Annotated in this window: 16 protein-coding genes and 1 pseudogene; 9 read left to right on the forward strand and 8 right to left on the reverse strand. The window is 27.3% G+C overall.

The window, feature by feature from the left end:
• Window positions 1-98: 98 nt before the first annotated feature.
• The 5 genes from alaS to QZ429_RS07645 all read left to right on the forward strand — a co-directional run bounded on the left by alaS (window position 99) and on the right by QZ429_RS07645 (window position 6655).
• The gene (alaS, locus tag QZ429_RS00770; protein ID WP_291949563.1) at window positions 99-2636 is read left to right on the forward strand and encodes an alanine--tRNA ligase; all 2538 of its coding nucleotides are present in this window, start codon (window positions 99-101) and stop codon (window positions 2634-2636) included.
• The gene (gene maf / locus QZ429_RS00775; RefSeq protein WP_291949566.1) at window positions 2636-3187 is read left to right on the forward strand and encodes a septum formation inhibitor Maf; all 552 of its coding nucleotides are present in this window, start codon (window positions 2636-2638) and stop codon (window positions 3185-3187) included. The genes alaS and maf overlap by 1 nt, the downstream gene beginning before the upstream one ends.
• Window positions 3174-5105 (forward strand): PBP1A family penicillin-binding protein, encoded by a 1932-nt coding sequence (locus QZ429_RS00780; protein WP_291949569.1) that lies wholly within the window; start codon window positions 3174-3176, stop codon window positions 5103-5105. Before maf ends, QZ429_RS00780 begins: the two co-directional genes overlap by 14 nt.
• Window positions 5106-5186: 81 nt before the next feature.
• Entirely contained in the window at window positions 5187-6080 is an 894-nt protein-coding gene (gene msrP / locus QZ429_RS00785) for a protein-methionine-sulfoxide reductase catalytic subunit MsrP (protein ID WP_291949572.1), read from the forward strand.
• The gene (locus QZ429_RS07645) at window positions 6080-6655 is read left to right on the forward strand and encodes a ferric reductase-like transmembrane domain-containing protein (protein WP_366559214.1); all 576 of its coding nucleotides are present in this window, start codon (window positions 6080-6082) and stop codon (window positions 6653-6655) included. Before msrP ends, QZ429_RS07645 begins: the two co-directional genes overlap by 1 nt.
• Before the next feature lie 121 nt (window positions 6656-6776).
• Here QZ429_RS07645 and QZ429_RS00790 read toward each other — a convergent pair whose 3' ends face one another.
• The 4 genes from QZ429_RS00790 to QZ429_RS00805 are packed head-to-tail and all read right to left on the reverse strand — an operon-like array spanning window position 6777 to window position 9757.
• Window positions 6777-8906, reverse strand: a complete 2130-nt coding sequence (locus tag QZ429_RS00790; protein WP_291949574.1) for a cation-translocating P-type ATPase — start codon at window positions 8904-8906, stop codon at window positions 6777-6779.
• On the reverse strand, window positions 8899-9093 hold the full coding sequence (locus QZ429_RS00795) for a heavy metal transport/detoxification protein (RefSeq protein WP_291949576.1): 195 nt from the start codon (window positions 9091-9093) through the stop codon (window positions 8899-8901). The genes QZ429_RS00790 and QZ429_RS00795 overlap by 8 nt, the downstream gene beginning before the upstream one ends.
• An 11-nt stretch (window positions 9094-9104) precedes the next feature.
• Entirely contained in the window at window positions 9105-9401 is a 297-nt protein-coding gene (locus tag QZ429_RS00800) for an SMR family transporter (protein WP_291949622.1), read from the reverse strand.
• 14 nt (window positions 9402-9415) lie between these two features.
• On the reverse strand, window positions 9416-9757 hold the full coding sequence (locus tag QZ429_RS00805) for a multidrug efflux SMR transporter (protein ID WP_291949578.1): 342 nt from the start codon (window positions 9755-9757) through the stop codon (window positions 9416-9418).
• A gap of 139 nt (window positions 9758-9896) precedes the next feature.
• Between QZ429_RS00805 and QZ429_RS00810 the strand changes: the two genes are divergently transcribed.
• The 4 genes from QZ429_RS00810 to QZ429_RS00825 all read left to right on the forward strand — a co-directional run bounded on the left by QZ429_RS00810 (window position 9897) and on the right by QZ429_RS00825 (window position 12695).
• Window positions 9897-10604 carry a YebC/PmpR family DNA-binding transcriptional regulator gene (locus QZ429_RS00810; protein WP_291949581.1) on the forward strand — a complete coding sequence of 236 codons (708 nt, stop codon included), beginning with the start codon at window positions 9897-9899 and terminating at the stop codon, window positions 10602-10604.
• 8 nt (window positions 10605-10612) lie between these two features.
• Window positions 10613-11095, forward strand: a complete 483-nt coding sequence (locus QZ429_RS00815) for a peptidylprolyl isomerase (RefSeq protein ID WP_291949584.1) — start codon at window positions 10613-10615, stop codon at window positions 11093-11095.
• Between the two features lie 323 nt (window positions 11096-11418).
• The gene (locus QZ429_RS00820; RefSeq protein ID WP_291949587.1) at window positions 11419-12195 is read left to right on the forward strand and encodes a threonine/serine exporter ThrE family protein; all 777 of its coding nucleotides are present in this window, start codon (window positions 11419-11421) and stop codon (window positions 12193-12195) included.
• On the forward strand, window positions 12192-12695 hold the full coding sequence (locus QZ429_RS00825; protein WP_291949590.1) for a threonine/serine exporter family protein: 504 nt from the start codon (window positions 12192-12194) through the stop codon (window positions 12693-12695). The genes QZ429_RS00820 and QZ429_RS00825 overlap by 4 nt, the downstream gene beginning before the upstream one ends.
• Window position 12696: 1 nt before the next feature.
• Here the strand turns inward: QZ429_RS00825 and argS are convergent, their stop codons facing one another.
• From argS to QZ429_RS00845, 4 genes and pseudogenes are all read right to left on the reverse strand, one after another.
• Window positions 12697-14292, reverse strand: a complete 1596-nt coding sequence (argS, locus tag QZ429_RS00830) for an arginine--tRNA ligase (RefSeq protein WP_291949593.1) — start codon at window positions 14290-14292, stop codon at window positions 12697-12699.
• A 10-nt stretch (window positions 14293-14302) separates the two neighbouring features.
• The gene (locus QZ429_RS00835; RefSeq protein ID WP_291949596.1) at window positions 14303-14539 is read right to left on the reverse strand and encodes a twin-arginine translocase TatA/TatE family subunit; all 237 of its coding nucleotides are present in this window, start codon (window positions 14537-14539) and stop codon (window positions 14303-14305) included.
• 1 nt (window position 14540) lies between these two features.
• Window positions 14541-15155, reverse strand: coding sequence for a guanylate kinase (gene gmk / locus QZ429_RS00840; protein WP_291949599.1), 615 nt, complete (start codon window positions 15153-15155; stop codon window positions 14541-14543).
• Window positions 15152-15889: pseudogene (locus QZ429_RS00845) on the reverse strand (hypothetical protein); the annotation flags it as partial. The gene gmk and the pseudogene QZ429_RS00845, both read right to left, overlap by 4 nt.

Below are 15889 nucleotides of genomic sequence, written 5' to 3' on the forward strand. Positions count from 1 at the left end.
AAACCTTAATTAAAAGTAAAATTTGATTATAAGATAGTTTTACTTAATTTAAAGTATTTTTGGTATCATTTTGAGCAAAAAATTGATGGGAATTCACTATGGATATAAGAGAAGAATATTTAAAATTTTTCAAGTCAAAAGGACACGAAATAACCCCTAGTGCGCCACTAGTGCCTGATGATGCGAGTTTGCTTTTTACAAATGCTGGAATGGTGCCTTTTAAAAATATATTTACAGGAGAAATCCCTCGTCCAACTCCTCCACGTAAAACAAGTTGTCAAACTTGCATTAGAGCAGGAGGTAAGCATAATGATTTAGATAATGTTGGCTATACAGCACGACATCATACTTTTTTTGAAATGCTTGGAAATTTTAGTTTTGGAGATTATTTCAAAGAACAAGCTATAGCTTATGCTTGGGAATTTATAACTGAAATTTTAAAACTTCCTAAAGATAAGCTTTATATAACCGTGCATGAAAACGATGATGAGGCCTTTAATTTGTGGTTAAAACACGTAGAAAAAGAAAGAATTTATAAATTTGGCGACAAAGATAATTTCTGGCAAATGGGCGATACTGGTCCTTGTGGTCCTTGTAGTGAAATTTTTTACGATCAAGGTAAAAAATATTTTAATTCAAATGAAGACTATATGGGCGGAGATGGAGATAGATTCTTAGAAATTTGGAACTTAGTATTTATGCAATATGAAAGAAACATAGATGGTACTCTTACGCCCTTACCTAGTCCAAGTATTGATACAGGTATGGGACTTGAAAGAGTTGTCGCTATCAAAGAGGGAAAATTTAGCAATTTTGACAGCTCATTATTTATGCCTATTATAGAAGCTATAGCAAAACTTTGTGGTAAAACTTATATTTATGAAAATGGAGCAAGCTACAGAGTAATAGCTGATCATATAAGATCAAGCGTATTCTTGCTAGCTCAAGGCACAAGCTTTGACAAAGAAGGAAGAGGCTATGTTTTAAGAAGAATTTTAAGAAGGGCTTCAAGGCATGGTTATTTACTAGGACTTAAAAAGCCTTTTATGTATGAGTTAGTCGATATTGTATGTAATTTAATGGGCAAACATTACACTTACTTAAATGAGAAAAAAGATTTCATTAAAGAACAGCTTTACCTTGAAGAAGAAAGATTTTTAAGCACCATTGAAAATGGTATTCATATTTTTAATGAAGAATTAAAAAATACTAAAGATGTTTTTAGTGGAGAAGTTGCATTTAAACTTTATGATACTTATGGTTTTCCACTTGACTTAACTGCTGATATGCTAAGAGAAAAAAATATTGCAATTGATGAAGTTAAATTTGAAATATTAATGCAAGAACAAAAAAATAGAGCAAAAGCTTCTTGGAAAGGAAGTGGAGATAAGGTTGTTAATGGGGATTTTAAGATTTTACTTGAAAAATTTGGCACTAATACCTTTAGCGGTTACAAAAATTATGAAGAAAAAACTAAAATTCTAGCTATTTTAGATGAAAATTTTAAAATTATTCCTAGTGCTAAAGCAAACGAAAATGTATGGGTAATGCTGGAAAAAACTCCATTTTATGCTACAGGTGGAGGACAAAATGGAGATAGTGGCTTAATTAACAATAATGAAGTTTTAAATACAGAAAAATTCTTTGATATTAATTTATCTTTAACTAAATTAACTCAAGATATAAAAGAAAATGATGAAGTTATTGCTTGTATAGATACCATTAAAAGAGAGCAAACTGCTAGACACCATAGTGCAACACATTTACTTCATTATGCTTTAAGAGTAATCTTAGGTTCTCATATTACTCAAGCTGGCTCTTTAGTAGAACACAACAAATTACGTTTTGATTTTACCCATACAAAAGCTTTGACTAAAGAAGAGCTAGCACAAATTCAAAATTTAGTTAATGACTATATTTCAAAAGCAATAGAAGCTAAAATTGAAATTTTAGATTTAGAAGAAGCTAAAAAAAGCGGTGCTATCGCTTTATTTAGTGAAAAATATGATGATAAAGTAAGAGTATTAACTCTTGGAAAAAGCAAAGAACTTTGCGGTGGAACACATGTTAAAAATAGTGCAGAAATTGGAAGTTTTTACATTGTAAAAGAAAGTGGGGTAAGCTCTGGAGTAAGGAGGATAGAAGCTGTCGTAAGTAAAGCAGCTAATTTATATGCTAGCACTATTTTTGAAGAATTAAATCATCTAAAAGAAATACTTAAAACTAATGATATTTTAAGCACATTTTATAAATTAAAAAATGAAAATCAATCTTTAAAAAATGAAATAAGAAATTCAACCAAACTGGATTTAAAATATGAAATGATTAATGATATTGCAATAAGCATTATGCAAGTTCAAAATGCTGATTTGAAAGCTTTAGTTGATAATTTTAAAAATAAATTTGATAAAAGTGTTGTTTTACTTTTACAAGAAAAAGAGGGCAAGATACTCATCGTAGCAGGTTCTAAAAATACGCCTGTTAAAGCTGGTATTTTAGTAAAAGAAATCGCTACTATTTTAGGTGGCAATGGAGGCGGAAAAGATGATTTTGCCACTGCTGGAGGTAAAGATACAAGCAAAATTGACCAAGCATTAAAAAGAGCTAAAATGATTATAAAAGAAAGTTTAAAATAATGCTCTATCTTGCATCAAGCTCAACTTCTAGAGCTAATTTGCTTAAAAAAGCAAACATTGATTTTGAACAAATATTTTTTGATTATGATGAAAATATCAAAAAAGATTCTCCTTATTTGTATGTCCAAAAAGTTGTATTAGAAAAACAAAAGCAATTTTTTATTAAAAATTCTAACTTTAAAAATATTTTATTTGCTGATAGCATTGTATGTATTGAAAATGAAATTTTAACTAAAGCAAAAAATGATGATGAAGCTTTTAAAATGCTAAATATGCAAAGTGGCAAAAAAATTAGTGTTCTTAGTGCTATGATATTAATATTAAAAGATAAAAAAATTATCAATCTTAGTAAAAGTGATATGGTATTAGATCATTTTGAAAAAAGTGATATGATAAATTATATCGACTCAAAACTTTACCAAAATAAAGCTGGTGCAGTAATGATTGAAGGTTTTCATAAAAAATACATTAAAAAAATTATAGGAAATCAAAGCACTATCTTGGGTTTAAATATTGAAATTTTGAAAGCATTCTACTATGAAAATAATTAAATTTTTTGCCTCTTTTTGCATTATTTGCATCTTAGGGATATTAATTTTTGCTACATATTTGTTTTCAGATTCTAAATTAAACCAATACACATTTAAAGATTATAAACCATCACTTACTACTCAAATTTTTGATAAAAATGGTAAATTATTGGCCAATATCTTTGATGAACATCGCTTTTATGCTCCTTATGAAGAACTCCCGCCAAGATTAATAGAAGCTTTAATAGCTATAGAAGATACGAGTTTTTTTGAACATAATGGAGTAAATATAGATGCTATCATAAGAGCTGCTATTAAGGTTATTGGAAGCGGTGGCAAAACTATGGAAGGAGCTTCAACTCTAACTCAACAATTTATAAAAAATACAGAGCTAAGCTCAGAAAGAACACTTAGTAGAAAATTAAAAGAAGCGATACTAGCATACAAGATAGAACATACTTTAAGTAAAGAGCAAATATTAGAAAGATATTTAAATTTTATTTTTCTAGGGCATGGATATTATGGAGTTAAAACTGCTGCCTTAGGATATTTTAGGAAAAATTTAGATGAACTTAGCTTAAAAGAAATAGCTATTTTAGTTGGAATGCCAAAAGCACCAAGCACTTATGATCCTACTAAACACTTAGACTTATCTTTAGCTAGAGCCAATAGCGTAATACAAAGAATGTATAATCTTGGATGGATTTCTAATGAAGAATATATCAACGCATTAAATGAAATTCCAAAAGTTTATGATGATACCTTAACACAAAATGTCGCACCTTATGTAACTCAAGAAGTATTAAAACAATTAAGTGGCATAAAAGATCTAAAAAGTGGAGGTTATAAAATAGAATTATCCATAGATCTTGATGTTCAAAATTTAGCAAAAGAGTCTTTGAAATTTGGCTATGATGAAATAGTAAAACGTGATAAAGACGCGAATTTAAGCACATTAAATGGTGCTATGATAGTTGCAAATCATCAAACTGGTGATATTTTAGCTTTAGTTGGAGGAGTTAATTATGCAAAAAGTAATTTTAATCGTGCCACGCAAAGTTTAAGACAACCTGGAAGCTCTTTTAAGCCATTTTTATATCAAATAGCCATTGATTTAGGATATTCTCCTATGAGTAAAGTTGCAGATATTTCAAGAATTTTTGAAAGTAGCAATAAGGACGAAAAAGAATGGAAGCCTAAAAATTATGGTGGCAATTTTCAAGGTTTAATCACTTTAAAAGACGCATTAACAGGTTCAAGAAATCTTGCTACTATTAATCTTGCTCTATCTTTAGGACTTGATGTTATACACAATAAACTTAGCAATATGGGTTTTAAAAATATTCCTATTGACCTTTCTATAGTTTTAGGAAGTTTTGGAATCTCAATTTATGATTATGCTAAACTTTACACTATCTTTGGAAATTACGGCATACAAAAAGAGCTAATTTTAATCAAGAGAGTCTTAGATAAAAATGGTAAAGTTGTAGTGGAATTTAATTCTGGTGAAAAAAAAATAAGCACTCAAGCACAAGCTTTTTTGGTAAATGATATGATGCAAAATGTTGTCAATGAAGGAACAGGAAAAAATGCAAAAGTCAAAGATATAGAAATAGCTGGAAAAACAGGTACTTCAAATAAAAGCGTAGATGCTTGGTTTTGCGGCTTAACTCCTGAAATAGAAGCAATAATATGGTATGGAAATGATGATAATAAACCTATGAAGCAAACAGAAGGTGGTGCAAGAACTGCGGCTCCTGTTTTTAAAGATTTTTTAGTTAAATACTTAAAACTCTACCCTGATAGTGCTAAAAAATTTAAAATTCCAAATGGTGTTTATCAAGGTCTTTTTAGAAAAAATAAAGAATATTACACGCACACTTCACCTTTTCCTAAACAAAATTCCATTCTTATAGAAAATAATGAAATAATATTTTAAAATATTTTTTATAAACTAATAAAATTTCTCTTTTATTTTCCTTTATATGTTTTAATTTTACAAATCATATAAAGGAATACTATGAAAATTACTCCAGAAAATTTATACAATCAAAGGCGTCATTTTTTAAAACTTGGGATAGGCGCTTTAATAGGAACAAATTTAATGCAATCAAAATTAATGGCTTTGGATTTTATTCCTAGTGAGAATTTAGATAAATTGAAAATTAGCAATGAAAAAAATGTAACAAATTATGTGAATTTTTATGAATTCTCTACTAATAAAAAACAAGCAGTTGAATTAGCTAAAAATTTTAATACCAATAACTGGAAAATAGAAATAAGTGGAGAGGTGGAAAAACCTTTAATTTTTACTATGAAAGATTTGCTGTCTTTTCAATTAGAAGAAAGAATTTATAGATTTCGCTGTGTGGAAACTTGGTCTATGGTGGTTCCTTGGATTGGATTTGAATTAAGAACTTTAATAGAAAAATGCAAGATTACAAGTAATGCTAAATTTATAAAATTTACCACTCTTTTTGACAAAGATCAATTTGCTGATCAAGCATCTTTTTTTCCTACTCTTAAATATCCTTATGTGGAAGGTTTAAGATTAGATGAAGCTATGCATCCTTTAACTTTAATGGCCGTTGGAATGTATAAAAAACCTCTATCAGGGCAAAATGGAGCTCCAATTCGTTTAGTAATACCTTGGAAATATGGATTTAAAAGTATCAAATCTATAGTAAAAATAGAATTTACAAAAGAACAACCACAAACAACCTGGGAATTAGCAAATCCTAAAGAATATGGATTTTATGCCAATGTAAATCCTGATGTTTCTCATCCAAGATGGTCTCAAGCTAACGAACGTCCTTTGGGGGAATTTTTTACCCAACCAACGTTAATGTTTAACGGCTATGCTAAAGAAGTGGCTCATTTATATGAAAATATGGATTTAAAGGTTAATTTTTAATGAAAACAAAACATATCAACTTAAGTATTTTTATATTATTTTGTTTTAGTATTATTTTTAGCATATATCAACTCTTAGATGAATTTGACATAATAAAAGCGGTATATCTTTATAGTGGCTTATTTAGCTTAATATTTTTTACTTTAAGTTTATTTTTTTCTTTATATAAATTTAAAATCACCAAAGATTTGCCGAAATTTTTAGGATTTTATACATTTTTTTGGAGTTTAATTCATTTTCTAAATTATTTTATTTTCACAAAAAATTTCAATTTTTTTATGTTTTTAAAAGATACTTTTAGCAAAAGTGTAGAATTTAGCGGTTTTTTAGCTTTTTTAATGCTTATTTTAATGTTTCTTAGTTCTTTTAAATTATTTAAAAAATTAAATAAAATTAGAAAATTTGGATATATTTGCTTTATAATTGCTACTTGGCATTATTTTATATCTGCAAAAATTCCACAATGGCCTCATTTTTTATTTTTGATTATAGCTATTATTTTTTTATCAATAAAATTATATAAAATCTTTAAAACACTAAAAAATAATACTTTAAGCAATATTTCCCTTAAATAAAGTTTTACTTAAGGGAAAATATCTAGCTAAAAACATTTAAAAAGCAATTAACTCAAACGAAAGCTTTTTTAGACTTCAAACTTATGCTAGCTTAGCATACGCTTAATATGACACAATAAATCTAATATTTTAAATTCCTTAATCTCAAAGAATTTAAAACCACAGCTACCGAACTACAGCACATTGCTAAAGCCGCTAAATGAGGACTTAATTTAATAAAAGGAATAAACCCTGCAGCTATTGGAATACAAAGAATATTATAAATAAAAGCCCAAAATAAATTCAATTTAATAACACTTTTAGTTTTTCTAGAAAGTTTAAAACAATAATCAACTAGCATTAAATCATCTTTAATCAAAATGATATCACCGCTTTTTTTAGCTAAATTACTTGCCTTAGAAAAGCTAATACTAGCACTAGCTAAATTTAAAGCTGGTGCATCATTGATACCATCGCCCACAAAAAGCACTTTTTCTTGCTGTAATTTTTCTTTAATAAAATTAAATTTTTCTTTTGGCTTAAGATTTGCATAATATTCTTTAAGATTGAGCTCTTTAGCTATTTTAGATACACTTACTTCATTATCTCCGCTTAATATAATACTTTTTATATTTTTGTTTGCTAAATTATCAATCATCTGTTTTGCTTGAGGCTTTAACTCATTTGTAAAACAAACTCCACCTAAGCAAATTTTATTTTTTACAAAATAAAGTGTTGTTGGAGCTTGGTGTTTAAATTTTTCTAAAAATTCCTTGCTTTTACCGATATCAATATTTTTATGTTTAAAAAAAATCTCATTTGCTATAAGATATTCATCATTATTTTCTACATATGACAAACCATTTCCAATTAAAATATCCAATTTACCTGTTAAATTTGAATTTATATTTGAATATTTAGATATAGCTTTAGCTATAGGATGTGAGCTTAATTGTTCAATTTGAACTAATTTTTCAAAATCACTTGCTGACAAATTGTGTTGATATATACTTAATTCATCTTTAGTTAAGGTTCCTGTTTTATCAAAAATAGCTAATTTTATAGTAGATAAATTTTCTAAAATTGTAGGATTTTTAATCAAAATAGAATTTTTTGCTCCATTAAATAAAGCACTAACTATTGCTATAGGAGTTGCAAGACCTAAAGCACACGGGCAAGAAATCAAAAGTGTCGCACAAGTATGCAAAAAAGCTGAATTTAATCCTTGTGCAAAATACCAAAATATAAACACACATACAGCCAATAAAATAATAAAAGCCACAAAATATGCTGAAATTTTATTTGCTAAATTTGCTAGTGGAGTTTTTATATGACCGGCTTTAAAAACCAAATCTTTAATTTGTTCTAAAGAGCTTTCTATGGATTTTTTACTAGCTTTAATTTTTAAATTTCCATTAAGCAAAATACTTCCTGCTAAAATCTCATCACCTTCTTTTTTAAAAAGAGGTAAAAATTCTCCTGTTAAAAAACTTACATCTACTTCAGCTTCTCCATAAATTATCACTCCATCAACAACAACACTCTCACCTAATTTTACCATAATCACATCATCTTTTTTTACAAAAGAACTCAAAACCTCTTTAATACTACCATCATCTAAAATAATACGCGCATACTTTGCTTCCATATTTTTTAATTTATTTTGATATTCTAAAGAGCTAAATTTAGCATTATCTTCTAAGTATTTGCCTAAAAGTATAAAACTTATAATCATAGCACCGCTACTAAAGTATAAATAATCATCTTTATTAAAAATTTCCATATATACTAAAAAAGAATATACAAAAGATACTAAAGCTCCAAGTGAAACCAAAGTATTCATATCTAAATTTTTATGCAATAATCCTTTAATTGCATAAGAAAAAAAATTTCTTCCACAATAAAAAATAGCTACAAAAGATAAACTTAATTGTATAAAACTTGAAAAAGCACCTTTAATAAACATTTCAAAATACATTATAATAGCACTCAAAATTACACTCAAAAAAAGAGTATTTCTAAGTTTTTTTAATTGTAAAATTTTATAAAGTTGTAAATTTTCTTCATCTTCTAAAATTTCAAAACCTAAAGCTTTGATTTTTGCCTTAATTTTATCTTTAAGATTTTCATTAGCTACTAAAAAAACACCACTTGAATTTAAATAAGAAACACTAACATTTTCAACTCCATCAATCTTAGAACAAACTTTTTCTATGGCATTGGAGCAATTAACGCAAGTCATATTTGCTATTTTAAATTTTAACTCAATCATCTTCTAAAATTTCAAAACCTAAATTTTTTAATTGATTTTTAAAATTTTGAATTTGATCAACTTGTAAATTTATATCAATTGTTTTATTTTTAATATCAATTTGCATAAAACCAAAATCATCTTCTAAAGAAGCTTTGATCAAATTTGCACAACTTTGACAATTAATATTTTTCGTTTTTATTTGCATATTTTTCCTTTTTAAGAATTCAAAAGTATCACGGCTATTAGCACCACAACTATGCCCGCTAAGCCTATCTTATTTAATTTTTCTTTATAAAAAATCCATCCACCAAGACACGTTCCTATAATACCAACAGCACCCCAAGTCGAATAAGCAATACTCAAAGGCACATAATTTAAACTAAAAGATAAAATAAAAAAAGCTAAAATAGCACAAATAATAGCACCAAAACCCCATTTTTTGTATCTAAAACTCTCAGATTTTTTAAGCAATAAATTAGCAACTATATCGAGCAAAGCAGATGCAATAATCATCAATAAATATACTTTCACTCTTCTTTTACCTCGCCCATATTAATCATTATAATGCCAATTACAGATAAAACAATCCCTAAAATTTGAAATTTTGTTAAACTCTCTTTAAACAATAAAAAAGAAACTAAAAGGATAAACACTATTCCTAAAAGTTCCCATACAGCATATGCAATACCAATTTGAATTTTTTTAATTGCAAGTCCCATAAAATAATATGAAAAAGCTATAAAAAGACTCATAAAAAAATAACCAAAAATTACATTGTCTATTTTTAAAAAACTAGTGCCAATAACCTCAAAAACAATAGCGCAAATCAAAAAAAACCATGCAATTATTACTTCTTTTTTTGCACTCATTTGTCTCCTTAATCTTGATATTGGTATTTGAGAGTATAAATTTAATATTTGTTTATTTTATCTTACAATTCTTTAAAATCAAATTTAGACTTATTAGTTTATACTTTTGCATTTAAATTATTTAAGAAAGAGAGATTTTATGGGAAGAGCATTTGAATATCGCAGAGCCTCTAAGGAAGCAAGATGGGATAAAATGAGCAAACTTTTTCCAAAACTTGCTAAAGCTATACAAGTAGCAGCTAAAGAAGGTGGAATTGATCCTGATATGAATCCTAAGCTACGTAGTGCCATAGCTACTGCAAAAGCTAATAATATGCCAAAGGATAATATTGACGCAGCTATTAAAAGAGCTAGTGGTAAAGATGGTGCAGATATTAAAAATATACATTATGAAGGAAAAGCAGCACATGGAGCTTTGATTATAGTTGAATGTATGAGTGATAATCCCACTAGAACTATAGCAAATGTCAAAGCGATTTTTAGCAAAAATGGTGGAGAAATTTTACAAAATGGATCTTTAAATTTTATGTTTTCTTATAAAGCTGTGTTTCATTTAGAAAATTTTAATGGAGATTTAGAAGAACTTGAGCTTGAACTTATTGATTTTGGACTTGAACGATTAGAACAAAATGAAGAAGAATTATTAATTATTGGGGATTATACTGCCTTTGGAGAATTAAGTAACGCTATAGAAAAAAAAGGATTAACATTAAAAAAAGCAGGACTTGAATATCTTGCAAACAATCCAGTAAATTTTAGTGAAGAACAATTACTAGATATAGAAAAATTGCTTGATAAATTAGATGATGATGATGATGTTCAAGCAGTTTATACCAATATAGAATAAGGAAAAATATGCTAAAAAAAATTGATACTAAAAATGCTAAAAAATATAATTATGCTATCATCAATACCGATAAGGGGGATATGATTTTAAAATTGTTTCCAGATGAAGCACCACAAGCTGTTTGTAATTTTGCAAATTTAGCAAATGATGGATTTTATGATGATTTAATATTCCATCGTGTTATACCAAATTTTGTTATACAAGGTGGCTGCCCTCAAGGCACAGGAATTGGCGGACCAGGATATGAAATAGAATGCGAATGCGATAATCAAAAACATAAACATTTAAGAGGAAGTTTATCTATGGCTCACGCAGGAAGAGACACAGGAGGTTCTCAATTTTTCATCTGCCATAGCCCACAAACTCATCTTGATGGAGTTCATACCATCTTTGGACAAATTGATGAAAATGATGAAGAGAGTCTAAAAGTTCTAGATAATATTCAAGTCAATGATAAAATAAAAACTATTAAAATTTTAGAAAAAAAATAATTTTTCTAAAATTTTGCAACTTTATAGTATTTTAAAGGGGCAAGTATTATCTAGTTTTAGCTTTTATTGTCTTTTATGATAATTTTAATTAGTAAGTAAAAATTTAGCAACTAATATTAATTTTTTGCTAGATTTTACAAAATGAACTTAAAAACAATTAGTAAAATTGATACTTAAATTAAAATTATACTTTAAGGCAAATGAGAATAATTTGCTTATTTGTGTATTATAATTTTTATTTATCATAAAAATTATAAATGGAAAAACTACAATTCTCAACTTAATTTTATTTTGATACAATTACTAAAAAATAAAGTTAAAAAATGCATAAACCTGAAATTCAAGAATTAACAGACTTTTTGATCTCATATATCACCCTATTTTTAGGTGCTGGAACTTATACTGCAAGAGTTTCAAAATGTGTAAATAGAATAGCTGATGCTTATGGATATGAAATAAATATGAATTTTTTCTTTCATCATACAGCAATTAACATTTATGATCGAGAAAATAATTCCAATCAAAGAACTTTTATCATTCCCAATAAACACAAGCATATTAATTTTACACTTATTTTAGAATTGAGTGCATTAAGTTGGAAAATTTATGATAATAAACACAGCCTAGAGCAAGCTAAAAAATTATTCCATAAAATAACACAGACTAAAGAGAATTCTATATTTTTAAATATTTTTTTAGTTTCTAGTGCAAATTCTGCATTTTGTAAGCTTTTTGGTGGTGATATTTATGGATGTGGTTTTGTATTTATTGCTACTTTAACTGGATTAAGCCTACGATTTATTCTTACTAAGATTAAAATTGACTTAAGAATTCAATATATCATATGTTCTTTTATTTCATCTTTAATAGTATTTTTAGGAGTAGATTTAAATCTTATACAAGAATCAAATATAGCACTTGGATCTAGTATTTTATATCTCATACCGGGAGTTTATTTTATAAATTCTATAGTAGATATTTTAAAAAATCATATCTTAATGGGATTTAGTCGTATTATTAGTGTAGCAATATTAATTTGTTGTATAGCAACTGGAATTTATACAACTTTAAGTATTAATAATTTTGGAATTTTGCAATGATTGATTATTCATCTATATTTTGCGATATGCTTTTTGCAGCTATTACAGGATTTGGTTTTGCCTATGCTTGCAATCCTCCATTAAAAACACTTTTTTTATCTGCTTTATTAGCCGCTATTGCACATAGTTTGCGTTTTACTCTAATGAACTATTTTGGATTTGAAACTCTAGCTATATCAACATTTATTGCATCTTTTACCATAGGTTGCATTGGACTTTTTTTAGCTAAGATATTTAAAATCCCTGCAGAAATCATAGCTTTTCCAGCACTTATTCCTATGATACCTGGAATTTACGCATATAAAGCGATTTTACATCTTATATCTTTTATAAAAGCCGATAAAATAAGTCTAAAAACAGAATTTTTAATACAATTTTTTGATTACTTCTTTACTACTCTTTCTGTAACTCTAGCTCTAGCTACAGGAGTTAGTGTAACCTTGCTTTTATTTTTTGAACAAAGCTTTATGATGACAAGAAATATAAAAAATCATAATTAAATTAATTATGATTCATTTTATTTTTTGCTTCAATTCCCATCAGCATAAAAGCAGTTTTTATACTTAAAGCACATACTGCAAAAAGTTTCAACAATTCATCTTCATTTTTAGAACCAACTACTCTATTTTCATTATAAAATTTATGAAAAAGTGTCGCTAAATTTTTTAGATAATCTGGAATTTTTTGCAATGCTCTACTCTCAAATGCATCTTTTAAAATAGCTTTTAAATTTAGGCTTTCAAATAAAAGATTTACACCATCTTCATTTAATGTATCAAACTGAATATTTATAACATCTTCTAATGTTTTATTGGCCTTAGAAAAAACTTGATGAATTCTTGCGTGTGCATAATTTATATAAAATACAGGATTAGAGCTATCCTCTTTAGTAAAGTCATCTACATCAAATTCTAAATGTGTATCACACTTTTTACTAAGAAAAATATATCTAAGCACATCGCTACCAAGATCCTCTAAGACATCACTCATTAAAATAAAATTACCCGCCCTTTTACTCATTTTATAAGGCTTTCCATTTTTTAATAACGTAACCATTTGTGCTAAAATAATTTCTAAATTATTACTATCAAAATCTAAAAATTCCATAGCAGCTTTCATTCTAGCAATATAACCATGATGATCAGCACCCCAAATATTAATACACTTTGTATATGAGCGACTCATCTTATCTTTATGATAAACTATATCAGCAGCTAAATAAGTCCCCTTGCCATCATCTTTAACAATTACACGATCTTTCTCATCACCTTTAGCAGTAGATGCAAGCCAAATCTTGCCATCTTTTTCATAAATTCCATTGTGTTTTTTTAATTTTTCAAGAGTATCTTCTAAATCCTTATAATAGCTTGTTTCGCTTACATAAGTATCAATATAAATTTTTGCATCAGCTAAATTCTGTTTTATCAAATCAAGCATTTTATCTTTAGCCCATTGTGCAAGATCTAAAATATTCTCCTCAACAAAAAAATCAACATCAAATTTAGCAAATGCTTCATTTGCAAGATCTATAATATATTTACCTTTATAATACTCTTGAGGAAAAATTACTTTTTCATTTAGGTGATATTCTTTAATGGTAAGTAGGATTGATAATCCTAGAAGATAAATTTGATTTCCTGCATCATTTACATAATATTCAGTATCAAATCTATATCCTAAATGTCTTGCAACTCTTGCTAAAGTATCTCCAAAAATAGCACCCCTTGCATGCCCTATATGTAAAGGACCTGTAGGATTTGCACTGACATATTCAAGCAAAAAACTTTCCTCTTTTTTTTCATCTTTTGCAAAATCATTTGGATTTTTTAAAGCTTCATTTGCTAAAATATTTAAAAAATTCTTTGAAAGTTTAAAATTTACATAACCATTAACTGCTTCGACATTTTCAAAACAATCACACTCTTGAAGTTTTAAAGCTATATCTTTTGCAATTAATACTGGATTTTGTTTTAATTCTTTTGCTAAAGAAAATGCTAATGGCGTTGCAAAATGTGCTAAATTTTTATTTTTAGGATTTTCTAAAATAAAATCTACTCCTATTTTTTCTTTAATTATTTCATAAATTAAAGTTTTCAAATTTTGCCTTTTATATTTTTTTTATTTCTTCATTTTCTTTTGCAAGATTATCCTCTTTACTCATCTTTTCAACCTTTTGAGTATCATCTTGAACTATTTTTTTATCATCTTCTGTATTCATCTCATCTTTAAAAGTTTTTATACCTTTACCTAAGCCTTTTGCAAGTTCAGGTATTTTTTTAGCACCAAAAAGTAATACTACTATCAAAAGTATAATCAACCATTGAGTTCCACTTGGCATATGCATATTATTCTCCTTTAATCCATTGATTTACAATTTCTTTTAAATTATATTTTTTACTTTTCATTTTAGATACTTCAAATATAGCCTCTAATTGCTTATAACTTGTTTGAAGATCTTCATTAATTATCAAAAAATCATACTGATCTAAAAATTTCATTTCTTCACCAGCATTTTCTAATCTTTTACTGATTTCCTCCATTTTATCAGCACTTCGCTTAAGTAATCTTTTTTCAAGCTCTTTTTTATTTTTAGTTGTAATAAAAACTGAAGTAATCAATGAAGACATTTTTTCTTTTACTATGTAAAAACCTTGCACATCGATATCAAAAATAACACTCTTTCCTTTTTGCAAAGCTTCTTTTACAGGAATCAAAGAAGTGCCATAATAATTCTTATGCACCAAAGCCCATTCTAAAAAATCTCCATTTTCTATACCTTGTTTAAATTTATCCTCACTAATAAAAAAATAGTCAATACCATTTTTTTCATTTTCTCTTGGCACTCTTGTAGTACTTGATATAGAAAAATAAACATCGTCCTTTTCTTTAAGTAGTTTTTGTATTAAAGTGCTTTTTCCAGCTCCACTTGGTCCTGATATAACTAAAATTTGACCAATCAATGTTTGCTCTCATCAAAACTAATGTTTATATTTATATTCATATTCATACCTTTTAATGCTGCTTTTAAAGTATCATCTGTAATACTTGAGGTGATAGTTTGAGCTATACTCTTGCTTAACTCATTTACCATTTCTTCACTTTCTTCTTTAACTAAGGTTTTATTACAATTAGTATCATCTACTACACTAACAACATCATCATTTATCGACTCTTTATTGGAAATATTTTCACCAAGAGCCTCTTTAATATCTTCTTCATTTAAAGAAGAAAAATCATCATTCTCATTCATATTTTTATCCATATCGTTATTTTTTTCCATTATCTCATCATCAAACACATCAAGACCCTTATCTAGTTCATCAATAGCAGCAAGTTCTTCTTTAATTTTATCTTGAGTACTAATTTCGTCCTCTAAAATAAAATTATCATCTTTTGCTTCACTTTGCTGTGTAAAAATTTCTTCTACATGAGGTTGTTCATCATATGAATTTTCTAAATCTACATTAGTAGTATCGCCGATAAATTGAGCGTCATTTGGGATATCATCAAAGCTAAGTTCTTTTTCACTAGCTTCCTCTACAAAAATATCTTCAGTATTATTAATATTAAGTAAATCGGCTGAATTTTCCTCTGAATTTTCCTCTGAATTTTCCTCTGAATTTTCCTCTGAATTTTCCTCTGAATTTTCCTCTGAATTTTCCTCTGAATTTTCCTCTGAATTTTCCTCTGAATT

The sequence above is a fragment of the Campylobacter sp. genome (genome assembly GCF_020024835.1).
Lineage (GTDB): Bacteria > Campylobacterota > Campylobacteria > Campylobacterales > Campylobacteraceae > Campylobacter_D.

What these genes read in the sequence shown, in the direction of transcription:
- QZ429_RS00800 (WP_291949622.1), bottom strand. Translation starts at nt 9,401, where the DNA reads ATGATTATTGCATCTGCTTTGCTCGATATAGTTGCTAATTTATTGCTT.
- alaS (WP_291949563.1), top strand. Translation starts at nt 99, where the DNA reads ATGGATATAAGAGAAGAATATTTAAAATTTTTCAAGTCAAAAGGACAC.
- maf (WP_291949566.1), top strand. Translation starts at nt 2,636, where the DNA reads ATGCTCTATCTTGCATCAAGCTCAACTTCTAGAGCTAATTTGCTTAAA.
- QZ429_RS00815 (WP_291949584.1), top strand. Translation starts at nt 10,613, where the DNA reads ATGCTAAAAAAAATTGATACTAAAAATGCTAAAAAATATAATTATGCT.
- QZ429_RS00810 (WP_291949581.1), top strand. Translation starts at nt 9,897, where the DNA reads ATGGGAAGAGCATTTGAATATCGCAGAGCCTCTAAGGAAGCAAGATGG.
- QZ429_RS00820 (WP_291949587.1), top strand. Translation starts at nt 11,419, where the DNA reads ATGCATAAACCTGAAATTCAAGAATTAACAGACTTTTTGATCTCATAT.
- QZ429_RS00825 (WP_291949590.1), top strand. Translation starts at nt 12,192, where the DNA reads ATGATTGATTATTCATCTATATTTTGCGATATGCTTTTTGCAGCTATT.
- QZ429_RS00780 (WP_291949569.1), top strand. Translation starts at nt 3,174, where the DNA reads ATGAAAATAATTAAATTTTTTGCCTCTTTTTGCATTATTTGCATCTTA.
- QZ429_RS00835 (WP_291949596.1), bottom strand. Translation starts at nt 14,539, where the DNA reads ATGCATATGCCAAGTGGAACTCAATGGTTGATTATACTTTTGATAGTA.
- msrP (WP_291949572.1), top strand. Translation starts at nt 5,187, where the DNA reads ATGAAAATTACTCCAGAAAATTTATACAATCAAAGGCGTCATTTTTTA.
- QZ429_RS00795 (WP_291949576.1), bottom strand. Translation starts at nt 9,093, where the DNA reads ATGCAAATAAAAACGAAAAATATTAATTGTCAAAGTTGTGCAAATTTG.
- QZ429_RS00790 (WP_291949574.1), bottom strand. Translation starts at nt 8,906, where the DNA reads ATGATTGAGTTAAAATTTAAAATAGCAAATATGACTTGCGTTAATTGC.
- QZ429_RS00805 (WP_291949578.1), bottom strand. Translation starts at nt 9,757, where the DNA reads ATGAGTGCAAAAAAAGAAGTAATAATTGCATGGTTTTTTTTGATTTGC.
- QZ429_RS07645 (WP_366559214.1), top strand. Translation starts at nt 6,080, where the DNA reads ATGAAAACAAAACATATCAACTTAAGTATTTTTATATTATTTTGTTTT.